The sequence below is a fragment of the Stenotrophomonas pictorum JCM 9942 genome, from assembly GCF_001431585.1.
Classification (GTDB): domain Bacteria; phylum Pseudomonadota; class Gammaproteobacteria; order Xanthomonadales; family Xanthomonadaceae; genus Stenotrophomonas; species Stenotrophomonas pictorum.
Genome location: NZ_LLXS01000067.1, coordinates 40,916 through 65,095, shown reverse-complemented (window position 1 = coordinate 65,095; position 24,180 = coordinate 40,916). Strand labels below are relative to the sequence as shown.

Genomic DNA, 24,180 nt, shown 5'->3' with positions numbered 1-24,180 from the left:
TGCTGCTGGGCATCCTCGGCTACCAGCGCCTGCCGGTCGCCGCCCTGCCCGAGATCGAAGCGCCCAGCCTGGTCGTCACCACCCAGTATCCGGGGGCCAGCGCGCAGACGATGGCCTCGCTGGTGACCACGCCGCTGGAGCGGCAGCTGGGGCAGATTTCCGGGCTGGACATGATGACCTCCGACTCCTCGGCCGGGTTGTCCAGCATCGTGCTGCAGTTCTCGATGGAGCGCGACATCGACACCGCCGCACAGGACGTGCAGGCGGCGATCCGCCAGGCCACCCTGCCCGGCTCGCTGCCCTACCAGCCGGTCTACAACCGGGTGAATCCGGCCGACGCGCCGATCCTCACCCTCAAGCTGGCCTCGGACACGCGCCCGCTGCGCGAGGTCAACGACCTGGCCGACTCGATCCTGGCCCAGCGCCTGTCGCAGATCGACGGCGTGGGTCTGGTGTCGATCGCCGGCAACGTGCGCCCGGCCGTGCGCATCCAGGCCAACCCGGCGCAGCTGGCCAACATGGGCATGACCCTGGAAGACCTGCGCAGCGCGCTGACCCAGGCCAATGTCAACGCACCCAAGGGCTCGCTCAACGGCAAGACCCAGAGCTACACGCTGTCCACCAACGACCAGCTCAGCGACGCGGCCGACTACAACGACATCATCATCCGCTACCAGAACGGTGCGCCGGTACGGCTGCGCGACGTGGCCACGGTGATCGACGGCGTCGAGAACGACCAGATCGCCGCCTGGGCCGACGGCCAGCCGGCGGTGCTGCTGGAAGTGCGGCGCCAGCCCGGCGCCAACATCGTCAAGACCGTGGAGAACATCCGCCAGATCCTGCCCAACCTGCAGGGCATGCTGCCGGCGGATGTGAACCTGGATATCTTCTCCGACCGCACCGTGACCATCCGCGCCTCGGTGCACGATGTGCAGTTCACCCTGATCCTGACCATCTGCCTGGTGGTGGCGGTGATCTTCGTGTTCCTGCGCCGGCTGTGGGCCACGGTGATCCCCTCGGTGGCGGTGCCGCTGTCGCTGCTGGGCACCTTCGGGGTGATGGCCTTTGCCGGGATGTCGCTGGACAACCTGTCGCTGATGGCGCTGACCGTGGCCACCGGCTTCGTGGTCGACGATGCGATCGTGATGATCGAGAACATCGTGCGCTACATCGAACAGGGCAAGGACGGCCAGGAAGCGGCGGAAGTCGGCTCACGGGAAATCGGCTTCACCGTGCTGTCGCTGACCGTGTCGCTGGTGGCGGTGTTCCTGCCGCTGATCCTGATGCCCGGCGTTACCGGCCGCCTGTTCCACGAGTTCGCCTGGGTGCTGACGATCGCCGTGTCGATCTCGATGCTGATCTCGCTGACGCTCACCCCGATGATGTGCGCCTACCTGCTCAAGCCCGACGCATTGCCCGAGGGCGATGACGCCCACGAACGGGCGGCGGCAAGCGGCAGGACCACCGCGTGGTCGCGGCTGGTGCATGCCTACGAGCGCAGCCTGGACTGGGTGCTGCGTCATCAGCCGCTGACCCTGACCATCGCGCTGGGCTCGGTGGTGTTGACCGTGTTGCTGTACATGGCCATCCCCAAGGGCCTGCTGCCCGACCAGGACACCGGCATGGTCACCGGGGTGGTGATCGCCGACCAGAACGTGGCCTTCGAGCAGATGCAGCAGCGCACCCAGGCGGTGGCCGCGGCATTGCAGCAGGACAAAGCCGTCACCGGCGTGGCCGCCTATATCGGTGCCGGCACCATGAATCCCACGCTCAACCAGGGACAACTGAGCATCGTGCTCAAGGAGCGAGGTGATCGTGACGGGCTGGACGTGATCCTGCCGCGGTTGCAGGCCGCTGCCGCGCATATCCCCGGCGTGGCGCTGTACCTCAAGCCGGTGCAGGACGTGACCCTGGATACGCGCGTGGCCGCCACCGCCTACCAGTTCTCGCTCTCGGACATGGACAGCACCGAGCTGGCCGAACAGACCGCACGCGTCACCGACGCGCTGCGCCGGCTGCCGCAGCTGGCCGATGTCGACAACAACCTGGCCAACCACGGCCGCGCCCTGCACGTGCAGGTGGACCGCGACAAGGCCGCCCGCTACGGCGTGCCGATGCAGACCATCGACGACACCTTGTACGACGCCTATGGCCAGCGCCAGATCTCGACCATCTTCACCCAGCTCAACCAGTACCGCGTGGTGCTGGAAGTGGCACCGGAGTTCCGCACCAGCGATGCGCTGATGAACCAGCTGGCGATCGGCAGCAACGGCAGCGGCGCGCTGACCGGCAGCAATGCCACCACCCTGGGCCAGGTCAGTTCGAGCAACTCCTCCACCGCCACCGGCATTGGCAACAGCAATACCGGCATCGCCCTGGGCGGCGGCGGCAGCATTCCGCTGTCGGCCATCGCCAGCGCCGTGCCCGGCACCGCGCCGCTGATCGTCAGCCACCAGCAGCAGCTGCCCTCGGCGACGATCGCCTTCAACCTGGCGCCGGGCTACTCGCTGTCCGAAGGCGTGGACGCAATCAACAAGGCGGTGGCCGGGCTGCAGCTGCCGCCGCAGATGCAGGCGCAATTCGTCGGCACCGCCGCCGAGTTCTCCAGCAGCCAGACCGACGTGGTGCTGTTGCTGCTGGCGGCCATCGCGGTGATCTACATCGTGCTGGGCGTGCTGTATGAAAGCTGGATCCACCCGCTGACGATCATCTCCACGCTGCCGCCGGCCGGCGTCGGCGCGCTGCTGGCGCTGTACCTGTGCGGCATGAGCCTGTCGGTGGACGGCATCGTCGGCATCATCCTGCTGATCGGCATCGTCAAGAAGAACGCGATCATGATGATCGACTTCGCGCTGGACGCGCAGCGCGCCGGCGCCAATGCCTACGACGCGATCCGCCGCGCCTGCCTGCTGCGTTTCCGCCCGATCATGATGACCACCGCCGCGGCCATGCTCGGCGCGCTGCCGCTGGCACTGGGCAGCGGCATCGGCTCGGAGCTGCGGCGGCCGCTGGGCGTGGCCATCGTCGGCGGTCTGCTGCTCTCGCAGCTGGTCACGCTGTACACCACGCCGGTGATCTACCTGTACTTCGAGCGCTTCTCCGAATGGGCCGCGCGCCGCCGCGAGCAGCGTGCCGCCGCGCGGCTGCAGGCAGCCCGGTAAGCACGGATGAACATTTCCGCGCCCTTCATCAAACGTCCGATCGGCATCACCCTGCTGGCGATCGGCCTGGTCTTCGCCGGGCTGGTCTGCTACCTGCGGCTAGGGGTGGCGGCGCTGCCGAACCTCACCATTCCGGTGATCTTCGTGCAGGCCTCCAACATCGGCGCCGATGCCGACACCATGGCCGCCACCGTGACCGCGCCGCTGGAACGGCATCTGGGCCAGGTGCCGGGCATCGACACCATGCGCTCGTCCAGCAGCGACGGCCGCAGCATGGTGTTCCTGATGTTCAACACCAGCCGCGATATCGATTCGGCCGCACAGGACGTGCAGGCCGCGATCAACGCGGCGATGGCCGACCTGCCGGCCGGCATCAACACGCCCACCTACCAGAAAGCCAATCCCAACGACGATCCGGTGATCGCGCTGGCGCTGACCTCCGAAACACAGTCGGTGGCCGAGCTCTACAACCTGGCCGACTCGCTGCTGGCACAACGCCTGCGCCAGCTGCCCGGGGTGTCGCAGGTGGATATCGCCGGTGCCTCCACGCCGGCGGTACGGGTGGATCTGAACCTGCGCGCGATGAGCGCGCTGGGGCTGACTCCGGATGATCTGCGCAATGCGATGCGCGCGGCCAACGTCGCCTCGCCACTGGGCTTTTTGAGCGACGGCAGCAGCCAGACCGCGATCGTGCTCAATGACCAGATCCGCAAGGCCGCCGATTTCGCCAACACCGCCATCGCCACCCACGAGGGCGCGGTGGTGCGACTGAAGGATGTGGCCACCGTCTACGACGGCCAGCAAGACGCCTACCAGGCGGCCTGGGTCAACGGCAAACGCGGCGTGCTGATGTATGTGTACCTGCGCAGCGGCGCCAACCTGGTGGCGACCGTGGACCGGGTCAAAGCCGAGGTGCCGGCACTGTCCGGCTACCTCGATGCCGGCACCACGCTGACCCCGTTCTTCGACCGCACCCCGACCATCCGCGCGTCGCTGGCCGAAGTGCAGATCACCCTGATGATCAGCTTGGCGATGGTGATCCTGACCATGGCGCTGTTCCTGCGGCGGCTGGCGCCGACGCTGATCGCCGCGGTGACCGTGCCACTGTCGCTGGCCGGCGCCGCGCTGCTGATGACCACGCTGGGTTTTACCCTCAACAACCTGACCCTGCTGGCGCTGGTGATCGCCATTGGTTTTGTCGTCGACGATGCGATCGTGGTGATCGAGAACATCATGCGCCACCTCGACGAGGGCCTGCCGCGCGAGCAGGCGGCGATGGCCGGTGCGCGCGAAATCGGCTTCACCATCGTCTCGATTACCGCCTCGCTGATCGCCGTGTTCCTGCCGATCATCTTCGCCCAGGGCATGATCGGCGCGTTCTTCCGCGAGTTCACCCTGACCCTGGTGGCGGCGATCGTGGTCTCGGCGCTGGTCTCGCTGACCCTGACCCCGGCGTTATGCGCACGCTTCCTGCAGCCGCATGCCGAGGGCGCGCGCGATACCCGCATCAACCGCCTGCTCGACCGCATGCATGACGGCATGCTGCGGACCTACACCGTGGCGCTGGACTTCTCGCTGCGCCATGCGTTGCTGCTGTCGCTGACGCCACTGTTGCTGATCGTGGCGACCTTCTACCTCGGCGGTGCGGTCAGCAAGGGACAGTTCCCCGAGCAGGACACCGGACTGATCTGGGGCCGCGCCAGTTCCGCCGCCACGGTCTCGTTCAATGAGATGAGCGAGCGCCAGCGCCGCCTGAGCGACATGCTGCTGGCCGATCCGGCGGTGAAGATGGTCGGCGCACGGCTGGGCTCCAGCCGCCAGGGCAGCAGCGCGCAGTTCAACATCGAACTGCTTACCGAGAAGGAGGGCCGGCAGGAGCCGACCAACGTGGTGGTGGCGCGGCTCAGCGCCAAGGCCGCGCAGTTCCCGGATCTGGATGTGCGCCTGCGCGCGATCCAGGACCTGCCTTCCGACGGCGGCGGTGGTGGCGGCTCGCAAGGCGCACAGAACCGCGTGACCCTGCAGGGCAACGACGCCGCGCAGCTGGCCGAGTGGCTGCCGAAACTGGTCGAGGTGCTCAAGCAGAATCCCAAGCTGCGCGATGTCGGTTCGGATGTCGACAAGGGCGGGCTGATGCAGAAGATCGTCATCGACCGCGAGAAGGCCTCGCGGCTCGGGGTGAGCATCGGCGCCATCGACGGCGCGCTGTATGGCGCGTTCGGCCAGCGCCAGATCTCCACCATCTATGCCGATCTGAACCAGTACGGCGTGGTGGTCAACGCACTGCCCAGCCAGACCGGCAGTCCGGCGGCGATCGAGGATCTGTACGTGGCCTCCCGCAGCGGGCAGATGATTCCGCTGACCGCGCTGGCACATCAGGAGCCAGGCCTCGCACCGTCGCAGGTCACCCACCAGAACCAGTACACGGTGATGGACCTGAGCTACAACCTGGCACCAGGCGTGAGCAGCGGCGAAGGCGATGCCATCGTCAAGGCGGCGATCGACGGCCTGCGCATGCCCGGTGACATCCGCCAGGCCGCGCGCGGCGGCTTCCGCCAGGCCATGGATCCGGCGGCGATGCTGATGCTGATCATCGCCGCCATCGCCACGGTCTACATCGTGCTGGGCATGCTCTACGAGAATCTGGTGCACCCGGTAACGATTCTTTCCACCCTACCGGCGGCGGGTATGGGCGCACTGTTGGCGTTGTGGATCACCAGGACCGACCTGTCGGTGATTTCGATGATCGCGCTGGTGCTGCTGATCGGCATCGTCAAGAAGAACGCGATCATGATGATCGACTTCGCCCTGGTCGCGCAGCGCGAGCATGGCAAGGCGCCGGCCGAGGCGGTACGCGAGGCCTGCATCGTGCGCTTCCGGCCGATCATGATGACCACGATGGTGGCGATCTTGGCCGCATTGCCGCTGGCGATCGGCCTGGGCGAAGGCTCCGAGCTGCGCCGGCCGCTGGGCATCGCGATGATCGGCGGCCTGCTGATCTCGCAGAGCCTCACGCTACTGAGCACGCCGGCCCTGTATGTGATCTTCTCCTGCCTGCAGCAGCATTGGCGCAGCTGGCGGGCACGGCGCAAGGCGCGCAGGCAACAGCGCATCGCGCGGGCCTGATACCAAGAAAAAGCCGCCCCTCGGGGCGGCTTTTTCTTGTCGCAACGGCAGGAACCGTCAGCTGGCCAGCTGCGCCAGCGACTCGGCCTGCAGGCGTTCGTAGATGGCGAACTCGTCGCTCACCGGCGCGCCCAACGCCTGCTCGAACGCCGCGCGGTTGGCGCGTGCGGCATAGGCGCGCTGCTCGTCGCCGCCCAGGTTGGACTGGAAGATACCGGCCGCACTGACCGGCAGGAAATCCTCGTAGATGATCGGATCGGCGGTGGCCAGACCACGTTCGATCAGGACTTCGGCCGGCAGATCGCGCCCGGCTGGCGGCAGTGCACGGCCGGCTTCGGTCAGTGCATAGCGGTAGTAGCCCAGGCCTTCGCGACGCAGACGGTCGTGGTCATCCGGGAAACCCGCAAAAGCGGCCTGCAACCGCTGCATGTAGTCGTCGCCGGTACTGCCAGCACCACCCCGGGCGTCGGCCAACAGGGCGTCGTACAGCGCGCGGCCCTTCGGCGTCAGTGCCAGCCCGCGCTGCTCGATCTCGCCAAAACGCGCGGTGTGGGTGCCCGCCTGGTTATCGGCACCGGACGGGAAATGCACCATTTCCTCCAGCGCCTTGAAGCTGGTCTGGCGCAGCAGGATCGGGCACTGCCGGCGCGGCGGACCTTCGATCACCGCCTTGGCCGCCAGCCCGCGCGCCTGCATCTGCACCTGCGCAGCGTCGATATCCAGGGTGCGCGGGGTGAGGTGGTTGATGTGCGGCCCGCGGAAGCTGACCACGTCCGCCACCAGCCGGTGCGCGCCAAGCAGCGCGCGATAGGTTTCCAGCGACACGGTGGCCTCGTTGTGCCAGCGGAAGGTTTCCAGCGCTTCCACCACGAAACGCCAGGCGTCGTCCTCGCCCAGGCCGCCGTCACGTTCGCACTGTTCGATCAGTTGCAGCACGCCAGCGGTGAAGATGGTGCGGCGGGACAGGATTTCGGCCGCCTGCGCGCGCAGGGCGTCATCCTCGATCAGCTCCAGCCGCAGCAGCGAGGTGAACACGCGGAACGGATTGCGGTTGAGCGATTCGCCATCGACCGGGCGGAACGCGGTGGAGTGCACCGGCACACCCGCCACCGACAGGTCGTAATAGCCCACCGGGTACATGCCCATCACCGCGAACAGCCGGCGCAGCGTGGCCAGCTCCTGGGCGGTGCCGACACGGATCGCGCCGTGGCGCTCCACGTCCAGGCGCTCGCGCTCGCCGCTGCGCTGCATCTGCTCGGCCAGCGCCGGCTGGGCGGCGAGCACTTTCGCGTTCACCTCTGCCACCAGTTCCACCAGCGTGCCGTACAAAGGCACTTCGGTGCGGTACATGTGCGACATCGCCTGCGAGAACAGGCTGCGGATATGGTCGGGCGAAACGAAACGGTCGGCGGTCATGACAAGGCGCGCTGGCGCGGAATCGAAGGAAGCGGCCATTTTCGCCCGGAAGCGGTCACAAAGCCTATCCGCACAGCAGCAAAGCCGCGTGTCCTCAGTCGCTGGCTGCCGCCTTGAGCGCGGCAGCGTCGCGCTGCGCGCGATCCCCGAGCTGGCGCTTCAGCAGCGGATCCAGCGTGATCGGCCGGTCCCAGTGGTCGAAACTGGCGACGATGGCGTGGCGCAGCGCGCGCCAGTGCAGGTTATCCGGCGCCGGCTGCCGGCTCTCCACAACCTCTCTCCAGCCGGTTTGCGGCAGGCGCGTGCGGGCGCGTACCCACTCGCGACAGCCGCCACCGGCGACCTGGCCCCAGACGCAGGCGAAATAGATATCCCCGGCGTTCCAGCCGTGCTCCTGCAGCAGCGCGGTCACATAGCGCGGATGGGCGCCGGCATAGCGCGCCAGCTCATCGACGAACGCATCGGGATAGCGCGCGGCATAGGCATTGATATCAGCCAGCTGGCGATCCACCCAGGCATCACCGGTGCCCGGGGCATAGGCCGGCGCGACCGTCTCCGTTTGCACGGGGGCGGGATCTTGCGCATGCACCCCCGGCACAGCCATCAGTGCCGCACACCAAAGCAGCACGCCGTGCAGGCGCCCGGTCCGGGGATGAGGCTGTGGCACCGGCGCGGACATGCTCAGCGGCCCTGCGGCGCCGCCTGTGCGGCGATCGCACGCACCGCGTCCGGCCACTGGTGGGCGGTATCGGCCTGGTGCAGCCGCGGCGCATCGGCCGACACCCCGTGCTCGGCTTCATGCGCCCAGGTCACCGCATACGGGGTATGGATGCCCCAGCCGCCCAGACCGAGCACCGGTTCGATATCCGAGCGCAGCGAGTTGCCGATCATCACGAAGCGCTCGGCCGGCAGGTTGAACTCGGCCAGCACCCGCGCATAGGTGGCGGGGTCCTTCTCCGAAACAATCTCGATGCGCGGGAACAGATCCCGCAGCCCGGAGCGCTCGATCTTCTGCTCCTGGTGGAACAGATCGCCCTTGGTGATCAGCACCACCGGATAGTCGGCGGCAATGGCCGCCACCGCCTCGCGCACGCCGTCGATGACATCCACCGGATGCTGCAGGGTGCGGCGGCCGATCTCGATGATCTGGTGCAGGTGCGTGGCGGAGATCTTCTCGCCGGTCAGTTCGATGGCCGCTTCCAGCATCGACAGGGTCATACCCTTGGCGCCATAACCGAACACGGCCAGGTTGCGGCGCTCCACCTTCAACAGGTGCTGGGCGGTGCCGGCGTCGTGCAGGTCGATGTAGTGGCCAAGGATGCTCTCGAATTCCTGCTCGGCGGCGCGGTAGTAGTCTTCGCTCTTCCAGAGCGTGTCATCACCATCGAAGCCGACCAGGCCGATGGCGGAAATGTCTGCGCTGTTCATGGGCACAGGATAAACCCGGCCGCAGGCAGCTCAAAGAAAAGGGCGGCAGCGGCCGCCCTTTCCTCCCTCACCGCGGGGCGGCCTAGTTCTGCTGGGCCGCGACGTAACTGCGGTACTCGTCCGGGGTCAGCAGGCCGTCCTTGTCGCTGTCGGCCTGCTCGAACACCTGCGCCAACCCTGCATTGGCCTGCGCCTCGGTCTTGCTGATGCTGCCGTCACTGTCGGCGTCCATGCTGGCCCAAGTCTGGCCGCCATTGGCCGCCGCCGAGGCCTGGGCCGCATGCGCGGAAGCGTCCGCGGCAGCTTCCTGCGCCTGCTGTGCCTGGACCTGTGCGGCGGCAGCCTGCTCTTGGGCGGCACTTTGCGCCATCGCCGGCAGCGCCAGCGCCGAACCCACCACAGCAACCAGGGCGAACAGCGGGGTTCGATTACGAAGGGTCATCGGGTATTTCCTCGTCAGCTTGGAAAAGCGCATCAACTGCGCGGAACCAACCCTGACAAGCCTTGGCTGAACGGTCTTGTCGCTGGAAAACAGCGAAAGACATTGCCTTAACCCTTGTCGCACCAGCAGCGGCTACTGCGGCGTTAGCGCCTCGTGACAGGAAAGTAAGCGGCGCATTCAAGCGTTCCACCCATCGCGCTGATATGCGATTGGAACGGTATTTAAGCGACATCGCTGTCGTCAGAAGGCTGATGGCGCGAGATGAACCACCACCAACCCAGCCCGACGCCGATCACCGCACCGAGCACTTCCAGCAGCACCCGCAGGCCCAGTTGATCCGGATCGTGGATGCCGGCCAGCGCCAGGCGCGCGTACAGCGGCGACTCCAGCCGCACCATGCCCAGATAGAACAGGTTCCAGCTGTCCACGCCCGCGGCGAGGGCACAGGCGATCAGGCTGGCCCAGGCGATCGCGTGCCCGTGTGACAGCCCGTTGCGCCGGCAGACCTGCCACCACAGCGCGAACACGACGAAACCGATCGCCAGCGCGATCAGCGCCGCCTCCAGCGAGCCCAGCAGGCCGAAATGCAGAACCAGATTCATGGGCGCGTCGACCGCTCCGGAACAGGGACACGCAGTCTACCCGCCGGCACCGGCGTCACTGCACCGGGAAATCGTAGGCGGTGTCGGGCGTGGGCTCGGGCTGGAAGGTGAAATGCCACCATTCCATCGGGTAGTTGGCAAAACCCTCGGCCTGCATCGCGGCGACCAGCAGCTGGCGGTTGGCGCGTTGCGCGGCGCTGATGTCCGGGCTGTCGGTATGCGCCTTCAGGTCGAAGTGGTCGAAGCCGGTGCCCATGTCCAGTGCAACACACGGCCCCTGGCGGCAATCGAGCAGACCTAGGTCGACCGTGGCACCGCGGCTGTGCCCGGAGTGCTCGGCGATATAGCCGTCCAGCAGCCGGGATTTGTCGATGTTCGGGTAGTAGCGGGCTTTGGCCTGCTGGTCGGCCGGATCATGCGCCCAGACCACGAAGGCCTGCACCGCGCGCACCGGCCGATAGCAGTCGTACAGACGCAAGGCATGGCCTTGCGCCTGCAAGGCGCGTTGTACCCGTGCCAGGGCCTGCGCCGGGGCGTCGAGCAGATAGCAGTGTGGCGCCTCGTAACCGGGCACCGGACGGCCGGTGAAGTTGTCGCTGCCGGCGTAGCGCATCTCCAGGTCGAACCCCGGCGCCAGCGTGGCCACATCGCGCATGCCGGCCTGCTGCGGACCACTGGCCGGCGATACCGCCGGGGCGGCGCCGGCACTGGCCGCCATCAACAGCAGCCCCCAGCCACCGGTACGCGAAAAAACCATGCCAGCCTCCCTCACCGTGATTGTCCATTGTCCACCGCAGCGGCCGGCGGCGCCTGCGGCTGCGCGGCGTCCGCCCAGCCGCGCAGATAACCATTCAAGCCATGGTCGCGCAGCTGCTGCGCGGCACCGGGCCAGTCCAGCGGGTTGCCACTGTCCAGGCGCTCCAGCGCCGCGACGATCGCCAGTTCCACTTCCGGCAGTTTGCCCGTTTCGGGCAACACCGCGCGCCGGGCGATGGCCTCAAACAGCAGCGCGTTGGCTTCGGCATAGCTCAAGGCCGCGGTGGCACCGTGCCGCTGCCGCCAGCGCGCACTCTCCAGCACCGGATTGACGTGCGCCTGGATCAGGTAGGTGGCGCGGCCGATCAGCTTGAGGTTGCCCGGCTGCACCGCGGTCATGGTGTTGCCGACGGTGCGGCCAAGCCGTGCCATCACCGCGGTGGAATGGGCATTGAGCGCCATCTTCAGTGCCAGCGTGCGGTCCAGACCGAGCGGATCGTTGCCTTGCGGCAGGTCCAGCACGATGTCCGGCCCGGCACCGGCAGGCACCGGCACCGATTGGCTGCCATCCCGGGGCTGGCCCACCGTCACGGTGAGCACCCCGGCCCCGGCACGGTCGAAGGTCTGCCACCATTGCCGGGCCAGCGTATCCAGCGGTTCGTCGGCATAGCGCAGCAGCACGCCCAGATCACCGGGCTGCGGCGGCAGCCGCTGGCGGTTGTCCGCCGACCACGACAGGTCGTACAGCGCCTGCTGTTCGCCGCCGGCGCGTTCCAGGCTGCGCAGCGCGGTCTGGCGCAGGGCCGGATCGTCCACCTGCTCGAACGCGGGGCGGTAACGGGCCGCCTCCAGGCCCTGGAACGGCCGCTGCAGCAGCGTCTCCCAGGCCGCCTGCGGCGTGTCCACCGGCGCCCACACGCGGATCCACGAGGCCGGCGGCGCGGTGTCGGTACGGTCCAGCGGCGCCAAGCGGAAGGTCGGCGCGCGCTCGGTGACATCGACGAACACCGGCATCAGCGCCTGCCCGGCCAGATAGGTCGCGTGATGGCCGTCGGCATAGGCCTGGGCCTCGCGCTGCGTCCAGCGCGCCAGCTGCGGCGCATGGGCCGCCACGGCCTGCTGCAGTCGGGCAAAGCCACGCAGGCGGGTGGCGAGGGTGTCGCGCGAATCCAGCCCCAGCCGCTGCGCATCGGCCGGCGCCAGCTGCGGCAGCAACAGCGCGCGCAGCGCATCCTCCAGCACCAGTCCGAGCACATACAGGCTGGTGGTGGTGGCCTGCATGCGGGTCGAGCCGGTGATCGCCTGCGGCCCGGTCGGCAGTGCGATCTTGCCGATGCGGGCGTCATCGAGCACCCGCTGGCTGCGCTCGAACGGGCGCAGCACCGCATCGGGGTTGTTGTAGACGAACCAGACCCGGTCGGTGCCGGGACCGCGCTGGTCGGCGGCGGCCAGCGCGGTCCCGATCACCGCCGAGGTCTCGCCGCCTTCGGTCACCGCGAACACCACATCCCCGGCGCCGATGCCGTCATCGCGCAGCTGCAGCGCGCCGATCAGCGGCAGGTCCTCGAAGCCTTCCAGCGAACTGATCAGGGCGCGGTCGCCGCCGGTGATCTGGCCGCGTACCCGCTCGCCCAGTGCTGGCGGCAGCCTCCCGGCGAGCTGCGGCCACACCGGATCGGCCTGCAGCCGGTGCCAGAACGGACGCCACAGCCCGCTTTCCAGGGTTTCGGCCAGACGCCCGGTCGAGCCGGTGCCGTAGAAATAGATCCGGTGGCCATCACGCAGCGCACCTTGCACCGCCGCCGAGGCGGCCTGCAGCGCGGCCATGCGCTGCGGATCGTCGGCCAGCGCCGCCAGCGCGATGGCCACATCCTCGTCCACCGACAGCAGCTGCGACAGCGCCTGCGCCGGATCGGCGGCGGCCACGTCGCTGAGGTTCCAGGTCTTGGGATGGCGCTGCTCGGTCAATAGCGTGTGCAGCTGGAACTGGCCGCGCTGCTGCACGAACTGGGTCGATTCCGCGGACGCCACCAGCCCCAGCCGCTCGCTGGCGGAGGCAAGCGGACACACCGCCAGCAGGGTCAGGGCGAGGCTCATGGCAAGGCACCGGTGACGGGAAGAAAAGACGGGTTTCAGCCGGGACATAGGCACCCCTCAGTGGCTTGCCGCTGGCGGCGGAAGATCGACCGGTGCCAGGGCATGCAGGATGCGCAGGTCCTCGGCATCGAGCGCCTCGCCGCCCTGGCCGCGATAGTGGTTGCGGAACGCGCGCACGGTGGCGGCGCGGTCCTCCAGCGGATAGCCGATCAGCCGCAACGCCGTCCACGGGTCGAACCCGGCCGGTGCCGGCGGCGCATCGGCGGCCGGCCAGCGGCCGAAGCCGGCCTCGGCCAGCCGCTGCCATGGAAACAGCGGGCCCGGATCGGGCTTGCGGGTGGGCGCCATATCCTGGTGGCCGATGATCTGCGTGCGCGGAATGCGCAGCCGCGTGCACAGGTCCTCCAGCAGCACCAGCAGGCTGTCGATCTGCGCCGCGGCGAACGGCGTGCTGCCATCGTTGTCCAGTTCGATGCCGATCGACACCGAATTGATATCGCGCCATCCGGCCCAGCTGCCGGCACCGGCGTGCCAGGCGCGGCGTTCGTCACTGACCAGCTGGAAACGCCGGCCATCGGCACCGATCAGATAGTGCGCGCTGACCGGGCCGCCACTGTTGCGGCCGCGCAGTGTGTCCAGGCTCTGCTGCACCGAGTCCTGCTGGGTGAAGTGGATGACGATCAGCACCGGCCGGCGCAGGTCCTGGTTGGCGGACGGCACCCAGGTCGCCAGCGGATTGCGCGACGGGGTCTGCGCGCAGGCCCCCAGCAGCGCCACCAGCGCCACGGGCAACAGCAGTTTCATCGGGGTTCTCATCATCACCGCGGTCCAGTAGCGACCCGTCCGGCGGTGGGCATTGCCCCGCAGCACGGGTCTGTCACGACAACCGTGCCACCGCCGGCGGACCGGCGGCGGCACCCTCGCACTTTCAGCATCCCGCCCGCATCAGCGGAAGCGGTATTCAAGCAGCACGTTGAACGAACGGCCGCGCGGGTCGGCCACGCGCGCCTCCCAGCCGGCGCCGTCGCCATCATCCAGATAGCGCACGGTGAACGGCGGATCGGTGTTGAGCAGGTTGCGGATGCCGAAGGTCGCCTTCAGGTTTTCCATGCCGCTCCAGGTCAGGCTGTAGTTGTAGGTGGTGTAGGCATCCACGTTCGGATCCCACGCCGGCGGGGTGTAGCCGTTGACGATGCCGCCGGGCTTCCAGTCCTTGTAACCGCCCCGGTAGACCTGGGTCAGCGTGTGCGCCCAGTCGCCGCGGGCCCAGCCCAGGCTGACGGTGTGCTTCCACTTGATCGGCAGGTTGAAGTAGCGCTCGTACTCGCCGACCAGGTTGTCGCTGTAGGGCAGGTTGTCGAAGGTCTTGGTCTTGAAGGTGTCCAGATAATTGCCGTTGAGGTGCACGTTCCAGGCACCGCCGGCCAGTTCGCCACGCAGGTTGGCGTCCAGCTCGATACCGCGGGTCAGCGTGCCACCGGTGTTGATGAAGCGCTGGTCGATCGCGATGATCGTGCCGCTGGCGTCACGGATGAAGTTGGACGCATACAGCGGGTAGTTCGCGGTCATCGTGGACAGGTTGAAACCGCTACGGATCGTGTTGGTGCGTTCGATCTCCCACCAGTCGACGCTGAGGTTGAAGGCATCCCACGGCGCCAGCACGAAGCCGATGCTGCGCTGTTCGGCTTCTTCCGGCTTCAGGTTCGGATTGCCGCCGGTGATGATGTCCGGGCGGATCTGCACGCTGCAGGCGGCCACGTCCGGGTTGTACTGGCCGCGCGGGCAGGTCGCCGGATCGGCCAGGTCCAGACCGGTGTACTGGGTCTCGGTGATGCCGCGGAACAGCTTGGCGAAGTCCGGCACCTTGAAACCGGTGCTGTAGGAACCGCGGAACACCAGCCAGTCGATCGGCTGCCACTTCAGCGAGTACTTCGGATTGGTGGTGCCACCGAAACCGTCATAACGGTCATGGCGCACCGCCAGGTTCAGCTCCAGGCTGTCGAGCACAGGCAGGTTGAACTCGGCAAACGCCGCTTTCACGTTGCGCTGCTTGGGCGACATGTAGTTGGCCGCATCGCCCGGCACGCCGAACACATAGGCGTTGCCGGCCAGCCATTCGGCCGGACCGCCGAATTCGTATTCCTCGCGACGCAGGTCCACCCCCACCGCGGCCTGCACCTGGTCCTCGCCCCACAGCGTGAAGCCGAGGCCGCCGCTGAAACTGGCATCGAAGGTGGTGGTGGTCGAGGTGCCCTCATAGATCTGCAGGCCGCTGGCATCGGCCGCGGCCAGCGCGTCACGGCCGGCCTGCGACTGCGCCTGGCCGGGCATCAGGAACGGATTGAGCAGGCCGCTCTTCAACGCGGCCTTCAGCTGCGGAGTGAAGTAGTAGCCGCCCGCGGTGGTCGATTCGGCCTTGCTCTGCGCGCGCGACAGACCGACATCGTAATCCCACGTGCCCAGCGTGCCGGTCATGCCGAACAGCAGGCGGTAGGCCTTGGTGCTGGTCTCGATCTGGCGCGGGCCGCAGACCTCGCAGCGCCAGCGGTAGGCGATCGGCCGGCCATAGACCAGGTTGGCCTGGTTGCCGAAATAGCCCTGCAGCTGGTTGTAGACCGCGTCGTAGGTGGCCTGGGTGTTGGCGTTGAGCTCGTAGGCGTCGAGCTGGGTGGCGCTGGCATTGATGCTGGTGGTGATCTGCTGCGCCTCGAACTGGCGCTTGGAGGTCACCTTCGAGCCCATCAGCTCGGCGTAGAACTCGTGGCTGTCGCCGAGCCGGAAGGTGGCGCGGCCGACACCCTGCACGGTATCCACCGGCTGCTGGATGGTGCGCGCGCGGCCATAGTCCCAGGCGCAGCCGAAGCTGGCGCCGGGGCTGGCCCAGATCTTGTCGTCGTACGGGCCCATCATGTCGCCGCCGGCCTCGCAGCCGGCACCGCCGGGCAGATCCAAGGTGTTGACCGTGGTCTTGGTCAGGCCGCTGGCCGGGTCGCGCAGGCCGCCGCCGATCAGGCTGCCGGTGCCGCTGACGATGTTGGCGAACGGGGTGCCACGCGTGTCCGGCGACAGCCCGCGCTCGGGCTGGAAGCTGTTGACGAAATCGCGCTGGTTGCCGCGCAGGATCTTGTTCTTCTTGGCGTTGACCGCGGCCCAGACGTTCCAGCGGTCGCTGTCCAGATCACCCCAGCCACCGAGCAGGCTGGCGTGGTAGATGTTGCCGCCGCCTTCCTGGGTGACGTCGGCGCCGGAGGTCAGGGTGATCCCCTGGTAGTTGGTGCGGGTGATGAAGTTGATCACCCCGCCGATGGCGTCGGTGCCGTACACCGCCGAGGCGCCATCGCGCAGCACTTCCACCCGCTCGATCGCGGCGAAGGGAATCGAGTTCAGATCCACCACCTGGCCGGCCAGGCCATGGGCGGCGACCCGGCGGCCGTTGAGCAGCACCAGCGTCGCGTCGGCGCCCTGGCCGCGCAGGTTGGCGCCGGACACGCCGTTGTTGCCGCGGGTTCCGGGTGGGGCGACGCCGCTGTTGGCGGCCAGGCTGTCCGGACCGCTGCTGGCGATGTTCAGCTGCTGCAGCAGCTGTTCGGCCGAGGTGATGCCCTGCGCCTCGATCTCGGCCTTCTGGATGATGGTGACCGGCAGCGCGGCCTCCACGTCGGTGCGCTGGATACGCGAACCGGTGACCGAGACGCGGTCCAGGGTGCGGGCCTCGGGCGAGCCGGCCGCAGCCGTGGCCGGCGAGGTCTGGGCGAAGGCGGCCAGCGGGCTGCCCAGTGCAAGCAGCACTGCGGCGCTGAGGTGGTGACGACGTGCGGGACGGGACAAGGCGGGCATGCTCTCTTTCTCTCCAAAGGGCGCATTACGGTGGGTGCTCTGGAAGCGGCCCGGTCCACTGCCCGCCCGTTTCCGGAAACAGGACGACCGTGCACCGCTCCCTCCTGCAATGGCGGCAACAAGGCCGCCAACGCATCACAGGGACGTCCCTCCCCGGGACGTCTCCCTCCTTCCCTGGTTGCACTGCCCGGGGTGCCTCCCTGTCAGCCCCGACCTGCAACTACCCGGGCCCGACCGGCGCCCGCCTGCTCCTGCCGCCCCCGCGGCCGGCTGCTGCTGGTGCCTGCGTGGACGCTTGCGTTCCGTTCAATACCGGCGCGGCTTGACGGACAGCACGGATTTACAGTTGTTTAACATGACCTGAATCAAACGGTCAATAAAGTATTCCCAAGCTTGGGGGTGCAGAAAAATAAAATATTTTTGTGCGCCGCAGCAGGCGATTCGCCGGGTGCCTGCCCGGCGCCGCCCGCCCGCTCAGGGGCAATCCCCCAGCCGGCGGAACTCCAGGTCCTGGAAGTCGTAGCTGAAGTCGATGTCCGGATCGATCGCGCGCAGCTGCATGCGCCGCTGCGTGCCGGCACCGGAGAACTCCAGCCAGGCCTCGGCGTCTTCGCCCAGCGCCAGCCACTGCAGCCAGCGCCGCCCACCGGACTGCACCAGCCGCGCGCGCATGGCCGGCGACTTGTCCGACACCCACAGCATCCCGCCTTCGCCGGGGCACAGCGTCACCCGGCCGAACCACGGATCGCTCCAGACCCCGGCATCGGCCCCGACCTGCGCCGGCGTCACCACCACCGGCGGCGCCAGCACCGGGCGCACCTGGCCGGCCGACCGCCGCTGCGCGGCCTCGCGCTCCAGCAGCCCGGCGTAATGCAGCACGTCGCCGGCCTCCTGCGGGGCGGTATAGCGCTTGAGCAGCGCCTGCATCAGCGCGGTGCGGGCCGCCTCGCCCTCGCCGTTGATCAGGATCACCACGCCGGTGCGCCGGTCCGGCAGCAGCGCCAGCGAGGAATACATGCCCGACAGCGTGCCGGTATGGGCGACCTTCCACTGGCCGTCCATGTCCGACAGCCGCCAGCCGTAGCCATAAGCGTGGAAGTGGGTGTTGTCCCAGTCGCGCAGGCGCTGGCCGACCGGCATCGGCATGTGCGCCGTCCACAGCGCGCGCCGCTGGGCGGCGTCCAGCCAGCCCGGCGCCTGCGCCGGATCGAGCAGCACCTGCATCCAGCGCAGCATGTCGTTGATGCTGCAGCGCACGCCGCCGGCCGCGGCGGACGGGAAGTCAGCCACGGTGTCCGGATCGGCGTCCACGGCGATATTGCGCGCGCCCTGGCGGTAATGCGGCCGGGCGATATTGCCGACCGCCGCGGCCGACCATTGCCCCACCTGGCAGCGCGTCAGCCCCAGCGGCTGGAAGATCTCCTCGCGCACCAGGGTCGCATACGGCTTGCCGGCCGCCGCCGCGGCGACCTCACCGGCGACCACATACAGCAGGTTGTCGTAGGCGTAGTCGGCACGGAAGCTGCCCACCGGCTTGAGGTGGGCCAGTCCGGCGAGGATGTCCTGGCGGCTGAAGCGGTTCGGCTCCGGCCACAGCATCAAATCGCCGGCGCCCAGCCCCAGGCCGCTGTTGTGGATCAGCAGGTCGCGCACCTGCAGATTGGCGGTCACCCACGGGTCGTACATGCGGAACCCGGGCAGATGTTTCGTCACCGGGTCTTCCCAGCGCAGCGTGCCGGCCTGGACCAGCCGCGCCAGCACCGCGCCGGTCATCGCCTTGGTGTTGGAGGCGATCTTGAACAGCGTGTCGGCATCGACCGGCGGCCCCAGACCGGCGGCCTGCTCGCCGCGGGTGACGACCTGCACGATCCGGCCATCCTCGATCACCCCGACCGCGATACCGGGCAGCCGGTAGTGCGCCATCGCCTGCTCGACCAGCGTCTCCACCGGTGCCGGCGAGGACGCCGGGGTGGCGGCAGAGGGAAGCGCCAGCCCGCAGGCGAGCGCCAGGGCGGCCATACGCGGCCAGGCGGTAAACGGCATCGTCAGGGTCCTCGGTCGTGGATCAGGGCGCCGGCACGGCGGCCGGCAACAGCGGCCGGGTCAGCGCATGCAGGATGCGGCGGTCTTCCTCCTCCAGCACCGCGCTGTCGCTGTCGATGCCGCGGAAGCGGTGGCGGAACGCGCGCAGCGTCGCCGCCGGATCCTCCAGCGGATAGCCCAGCGCGGCCAGCGCCAGCCAGCCATCGAACGCGGCTGGCGGCTCGCCGGCCGCCGGATCCGGCCAGATGCCGAATCCGGCCTGGTACAGGCGCCGCCACGGGAACAGCGGGCCCGGATCGATCTTGCGCCCCGGTGCCAGATCCTGGTGGCCGATGATCTGGCTGCGCGGGATGCCCAGGCGCGTGGTCAGATCGTCCAGCAGCACGATCAGCCGTTCGATCTGCACCTCCGGATACGGCGAGCGGCCATCGTTGTCGATCTCGATACCGATCGAGGCCGAATTGATATCGGTGATCGCGCCCCAGCGCCCGCCGCCGGCGTGCCAGGCGCGCTTGCGCTCATCGACCAGCTGGTACAGCGTGCCGTCCTTGCCCAGTAGGTAGTGCGCGCTGACCGGCCCGTTGCTGTTGGCCGTCTGCAGGGTGCGCAGGCTGCCTTCGGCGGTCTCGCCGGCGGTGTAGTGCAGCACCACCAGCACCGGCCGGCGCGTGTCGTGGTTGGGCGAGCGTGCCCACTGCGCGAGCGGATTGTGATGCGCACAGCCCGAGACCAGGGCCACCAGCAGCAGCGCCAGCAGGCCGCGCGCCCAGCGCGATCGGCATGCCACAGCGCCCGCGCTCATGTCCGCCTCCATTCGGTGGCCGGCAGTTCGGCCGCGAGCAGCTCGTCCAGCGTCTGCCGGCGCCGCACCAGCGCATAGCGATCACCGTCCACCAGCACCTCGGCCGGCAGCGGCCGCGAGTTGTAGGTCGAACCCATCGAGGCGGCATAGGCACCGGCGCCGAGGATCGCGACCAGCTCGCCGGCCGCGCAGGGCGGCAGCAGGCGATCGGTGGCGAAGGTGTCGCCGGTCTCGCATACCGGCCCGACCACGTCGTAGCGAACCGACGCCTGCCCGCCATCGATACGCACGATGTCGTGCCAGGCGTCATACAGCGTTGGCCGCAGCAGGTCGTTCATTGCCGCGTCCAGCACCAGGAAGCGGCGTTCCTGGCCGTGTTTTTCCAGCAGCACGCGGCTGAGCAGCAAGCCGGCCTCGGCCACCAGCCAGCGGCCCGGCTCGACCAGGATGCGGCCGCCGAAGCCGGCCAGCGCCTGCGCGATCGCCGCGGCGTACTCGCGCGCATCCGGCGCCTGTTCGCCTTCGCGGTAACGCACGCCCAGTCCGCCACCGACATCGATACTGGCGATGGGATGGCCCGCCGCTTCCAGCTCTTTCCAGAACGCGGCCATGCGTGCCAGTGCCTCGCGTACCGGCGCCAGGCTGAGCAGTTGCGAGCCGATGTGCATGTGCAGCCCGTCCAGGCGCACATTCGGCCATTGCGCCCGCGCCTGGAACCAGCCGCGGGCCTCGGCGATGGAAACGCCGAACTTGTTCTCGGCCTTGCCGGTGGAGATCTTGGCGTGGGTCTGTGCGTCCACGTCCGGATTGATCCGCACCGCGGCGGTGGCCATCAGCCCGCGCGCGGCGGCGATGCGCTGGAGGCTGTCCAGCTCGGCCCGCGATTCGATGTTGAAACGGCCAATGCCCACTTCCAGCGCCAGCACGATCTCCGCATCGGACTTGCCGACCCCGGAGAACACGATATCGGCCGCGGCGATGCCCGCGCGCAGCGCGCGTTCCAGCTCGCCGGCGGAAACGATGTCCGCCCCCGCGCCCTCCTCGGCCAGCAGGCGCAGCACCGCCGCGTTGCCATTGGCCTTGACCGCATAGCGGATACCGGCGTTCAGGCCGGACAGCGCCTGCCGCAGCGCCCGCACGCGCTGGCGCAGCGCCGGGGCCGAGTACACATACAGCGGCGTGCCTTCGCGTGCGGCCAGCGCCGGCAGATCCACCTGGTCGAACGTGGCCGGCAACCCGTCCCGGCGATGTTTTTCCACAACGTGCTCCAAAGCAGTGCTCCAGAAAAAAGGCGGCCCCACTGCACGGGGCCGCCGGAGGGGAATCTCAGAACCGATGGACCGTCATTGACGGACGCGGCCGGTTCAGAAGTTCCAGGTCACCACCAGATTCGTATAGCGCGGTGCCTGCCAATTGGTGCCTTCGCCGAAGTAAGGCATCTTTGTCCCCGGGGTGCTCTCGTAGCGGGAGTGCACATTGACCACGGTCTGCCGGTTGAGCAGGTTGTACACCGACAGGCGAGCCTTCAGGTCGATGCCTTCCACCGGCAAGGTCCACATCACGCTGGCACCCATATCGATCACCCAGGGCATGCGGCCGAAGGCGCCGCGTCCGGAATACTCCAGCTCGCGGGTCGCCCAGGTCGAGCAGTTGGCCTTGCACAGCCACCCGGAGCCACCGCCACTGTATTCACCCGGGCCACCGGCATTGCGGTTGTCGTCCGGCCACACCACGCCGAACGCGGTGATCGGGCCGCCCGAGCGGGCCGACAGCGTGCTGCCGAAGGACCATTGCTCATTGAGCTTGAAGGTGCCGCGCAGCTTGAACTGGTGGCGGGCGTCATTGAAGGTGACACCGAAACGCTCGTTGACGGCCGGGTGATCGTAGTACTGCACCAGGTTGGTGTCGTTGTAGCCGGTATCCGAATTGACCGGCCCTTCGATATTGCCCTCGCTCTTGGACAGCAGGTAGCTGGCATTGAACGACCACTTGTCATTCCAGGCACGGTCAACCTGGAACTCCAGCGCCTTGTAGGTACGCTTGGGACGCTTGTAGCCCATGATGTTGCCACTGCCCAGGGCCTTGTAGCCGTCCTTGGACGAATCCAGCGTCACCCAGCTCTCGGTATCCGGGCACCACAGCTGATTGGTTTCACCCGGGTTGATGATCGGCCAATCTCCGGAATACCAGGCGCAGCCTTCCACATGGTTGATGCGCGCATCTTCCACCGCACGCGTCATACGGCGGTAGGTGGCGTTCACGCCGTAGGACCACTCCTCGTTGATCGCCTGCTGGAAGCCCAGGATGTATTCGTCCTGGAAGACCTGCTTCAGGTCACGCGCCACCGCCGTGCGCACATCCGTCGGTGCCGGGGCATTGCCATCGGTGTTCACCGGGCCGATCTGCTGGCCGAGCACTGGAACCAGGTAGGTATTGCCGGTCGAGCTTTGCTTCTGTGCCCAGCCATTGAGCGCATAGTAGGTGTGCTCGTCGGTGGTACCACCACCGAAGTAGTCGGCGATCTTGTTGGTGAGCGGGGTGTAGTAGCGGCCGGCGTTACCAAACACCTTCATCGAGCCATCGCCCTTCACGTCCCAGCTGAAGCCCAGGCGCGGGGAGATCATGTCGGTGAACTTGCTCTTGGCAAAGGTCGCACCGGAAGCCAGCTTGTTGTGGAACTGGTCAAAGCGCACGCCAAGGTTCAACAGCAGGTTCGGCGTGACATTCCAGTTGTCTTCCACATAGAACGCCTGCGCCTTGGTGCTCACCGGCGAGCCGGTAACCTTGTAACGCGCATCGATGATGTCGGTGACGCCGGGGGGCAGCACCACGCCATTGACCGAACTACCGGCGTTCACCACCAGTGCCTGGTACATGAACCCGTCGCCCGGATAGACCACCGAGCTGTCCGAATCCATCACCTCCTGGTCCATGCCGAAGCGGACCAGGTGATCGCCCAAAGTCCATTCGAAGTCCAGGCGCGCCGCCTCTCGCTTGTCCTCGCGGCTGCTGATGGCGGCATTGGTCGGGTGGCAGCCCTCGTTGGTCTTGGGGCCGTACTTCTTGGTGTAGCTGGACGCCAGGGTGATGATGCTGCACTCGGCATCCAGCGGGCTGTTGCTCATGGCACTGCGCTTGTTGACGCCGTACATCGCCTTGGCGACAAAGTTGTCGGTGAGGCTGCCGGTATAGGTCAACGACCAGTTGTCGCCACCGGAGGAACCGCTGCTCTGGCCGCTGGAATCACCGAAGATGTTGGTATCCCAGTTGTAGTTCTCATAACTGGTGGTGACCGAATCGGCCTTGTCCGAGAATGCCAGCAGCTCCAGGCGGTTGTTGTCGTTGATGTACCAGTCGAGCTTGGTGCCCCAGAAATCGTTGTTGCTCTTGGTCTTCCACGCCTCGGTGGTGTCCACGTCCTGCGATTTGCTGTCGCGGTTCTCGTACATCGCGAAGAAGAACAGCTTGTCCTTCATGATCGGACCGGAAGCCCACACATTGGTCTTCGTCAGCGGGCTGCGATCGCGGCTGGTACGGTCGCGCTCGTCGATGGTGCCGTCGCTATGGAAATGGTCCTTCTTCGCCGAAGCCCATGCCGAGGGCTCCATGGTGACTTCGACGCCGCCCTTGAACTCGTTGCTGCCGGAACGGGTGATGGCGTTGATGACGCCACCGGTGCTGCGGCCGAACTCGGCCGAGTAGCCTCCGGTCTTGATCTGGAACTCTTCGTAGAAATTGAAGGGCACCGTCGAGAAGCCCTGGCGACGATAGGGGTCGGTGACGTTCAGCCCGTTGATGTAGGCCACGTTCTCGGCGACGGAGGAGCCGCCGAAGCTCAAGCCGCCGAAGCTTGAGCCCGAGCTCACCACGCCCGGCGCCAGCAACGCGACCGCGGCCACGCTCTGGTCCACCGGCATGCGCGAAAGCTCTTCGCGGTTGATGTTGAATGAGGACTCGGTCGAGTACACGTCCACGCGGTTGACGATGCGCGAACCAAGCACCTGCACCGAATCCAGAGTCACCGCGCCGCCGGCGGTGGCGCCACCGAGGTTGACCGTGGTGGTGCCGCCCAGCGACACGTTCACGCCCAGCGGTTCCTTGTCGGTCTCGCCATCACGCTTGACCTGCAGGCTGTAGTCGCCGACCGGCAGCTGGCTCAGGCGGTAGGCACCATCGGCGCCGACGGTCACGGTACGGGTCAGACCGGTGGCCTTGTTGGTGATGGTGATCTGGTCACCGGAACTTGCCCGGCCGGCGATCGCACCGGTGGCACTCTGTGCCATCGCGCTCGGCGCCAACGCCCCCAGGCACGCGCCCAGCGCAACCGCCAAAGCCGCTTTCTTCAACATTTTCGTGTTCATCCCCTGCTCTCTCCTGCAGATATTGAAAGTACCGCGCAAAACAACTTGTTATGCCGCTGCCCGTGGCACAGCCGGTCACTGGCAGTGGGAGTTCCCCTGATCGAAACGG

Annotated in this window: 15 protein-coding genes; 2 read left to right on the top strand and 13 right to left on the bottom strand. The window is 67.7% G+C overall.

Annotated elements, in window-relative coordinates; genetic code table 11:
* A partial coding sequence (locus ARC78_RS15650; protein ID WP_057506618.1) for an efflux RND transporter permease subunit occupies nt 1-3,161 on the top strand: 3,161 nt, incomplete at its 5' end.
* Between the two features lie 6 nt (nt 3,162-3,167).
* A complete protein-coding gene (locus ARC78_RS15645) occupies nt 3,168-6,287 on the top strand; it encodes an efflux RND transporter permease subunit (protein ID WP_057506617.1) in 3,120 nt (1,039 codons plus the stop codon).
* Between the two features lie 57 nt (nt 6,288-6,344).
* On the opposite strand, the gene hglS is transcribed toward ARC78_RS15645, so the two are convergent.
* The 13 genes from hglS to ARC78_RS15580 all read right to left on the bottom strand — a co-directional run bounded on the left by hglS (nt 6,345) and on the right by ARC78_RS15580 (nt 24,071).
* Nucleotides 6,345-7,703, bottom strand: a complete 1,359-nt coding sequence (hglS, locus tag ARC78_RS15640; RefSeq protein ID WP_054659548.1) for a 2-oxoadipate dioxygenase/decarboxylase HglS — start codon at nt 7,701-7,703, stop codon at nt 6,345-6,347.
* Nucleotides 7,704-7,797: 94 nt separating this feature from the next.
* Nucleotides 7,798-8,268, bottom strand: coding sequence for a hypothetical protein (locus ARC78_RS15635; RefSeq protein WP_145974375.1), 471 nt, complete (start codon nt 8,266-8,268; stop codon nt 7,798-7,800).
* Nucleotides 8,269-8,384: 116 nt separating this feature from the next.
* Nucleotides 8,385-9,131, bottom strand: a complete 747-nt coding sequence (locus ARC78_RS15630) for an HAD family hydrolase (protein WP_057506616.1) — start codon at nt 9,129-9,131, stop codon at nt 8,385-8,387.
* An 82-nt stretch (nt 9,132-9,213) separates the two neighbouring features.
* Nucleotides 9,214-9,573, bottom strand: coding sequence for an EF-hand domain-containing protein (locus tag ARC78_RS15625; protein WP_054660413.1), 360 nt, complete (start codon nt 9,571-9,573; stop codon nt 9,214-9,216).
* Between the two features lie 221 nt (nt 9,574-9,794).
* Nucleotides 9,795-10,175 (bottom strand): hypothetical protein, encoded by a 381-nt coding sequence (locus ARC78_RS15620; protein WP_057506615.1) that lies wholly within the window; start codon nt 10,173-10,175, stop codon nt 9,795-9,797.
* A 55-nt stretch (nt 10,176-10,230) separates the two neighbouring features.
* A complete protein-coding gene (locus tag ARC78_RS15615; RefSeq protein ID WP_057506622.1) occupies nt 10,231-10,893 on the bottom strand; it encodes a M15 family metallopeptidase in 663 nt (220 codons plus the stop codon).
* Between the two features lie 50 nt (nt 10,894-10,943).
* Complete coding sequence (locus ARC78_RS15610) at nt 10,944-13,028, bottom strand: N-acetylmuramic acid 6-phosphate etherase family protein (protein ID WP_057506614.1); 2,085 nt, start codon at nt 13,026-13,028, stop codon at nt 10,944-10,946.
* A 57-nt stretch (nt 13,029-13,085) separates the two neighbouring features.
* Nucleotides 13,086-13,832 (bottom strand): N-acetylmuramoyl-L-alanine amidase, encoded by a 747-nt coding sequence (locus ARC78_RS15605; protein ID WP_096144994.1) that lies wholly within the window; start codon nt 13,830-13,832, stop codon nt 13,086-13,088.
* Between the two features lie 141 nt (nt 13,833-13,973).
* Nucleotides 13,974-16,865, bottom strand: coding sequence for a TonB-dependent receptor (locus tag ARC78_RS15600; RefSeq protein ID WP_057506613.1), 2,892 nt, complete (start codon nt 16,863-16,865; stop codon nt 13,974-13,976).
* A 474-nt stretch (nt 16,866-17,339) separates the two neighbouring features.
* Complete coding sequence (locus ARC78_RS15595; protein ID WP_241772768.1) at nt 17,340-18,908, bottom strand: serine hydrolase domain-containing protein; 1,569 nt, start codon at nt 18,906-18,908, stop codon at nt 17,340-17,342.
* 22 nt (nt 18,909-18,930) lie between these two features.
* Nucleotides 18,931-19,710, bottom strand: a complete 780-nt coding sequence (locus ARC78_RS15590; RefSeq protein ID WP_057506612.1) for an N-acetylmuramoyl-L-alanine amidase — start codon at nt 19,708-19,710, stop codon at nt 18,931-18,933.
* A complete protein-coding gene (gene lysA, locus ARC78_RS15585; RefSeq protein ID WP_241772767.1) occupies nt 19,707-20,969 on the bottom strand; it encodes a diaminopimelate decarboxylase in 1,263 nt (420 codons plus the stop codon). Before lysA ends, ARC78_RS15590 begins: the two co-directional genes overlap by 4 nt.
* 105 nt (nt 20,970-21,074) lie before the next feature.
* Complete coding sequence (locus tag ARC78_RS15580) at nt 21,075-24,071, bottom strand: TonB-dependent receptor (RefSeq protein ID WP_054659150.1); 2,997 nt, start codon at nt 24,069-24,071, stop codon at nt 21,075-21,077.
* Nucleotides 24,072-24,180 lie beyond the last annotated feature (109 nt).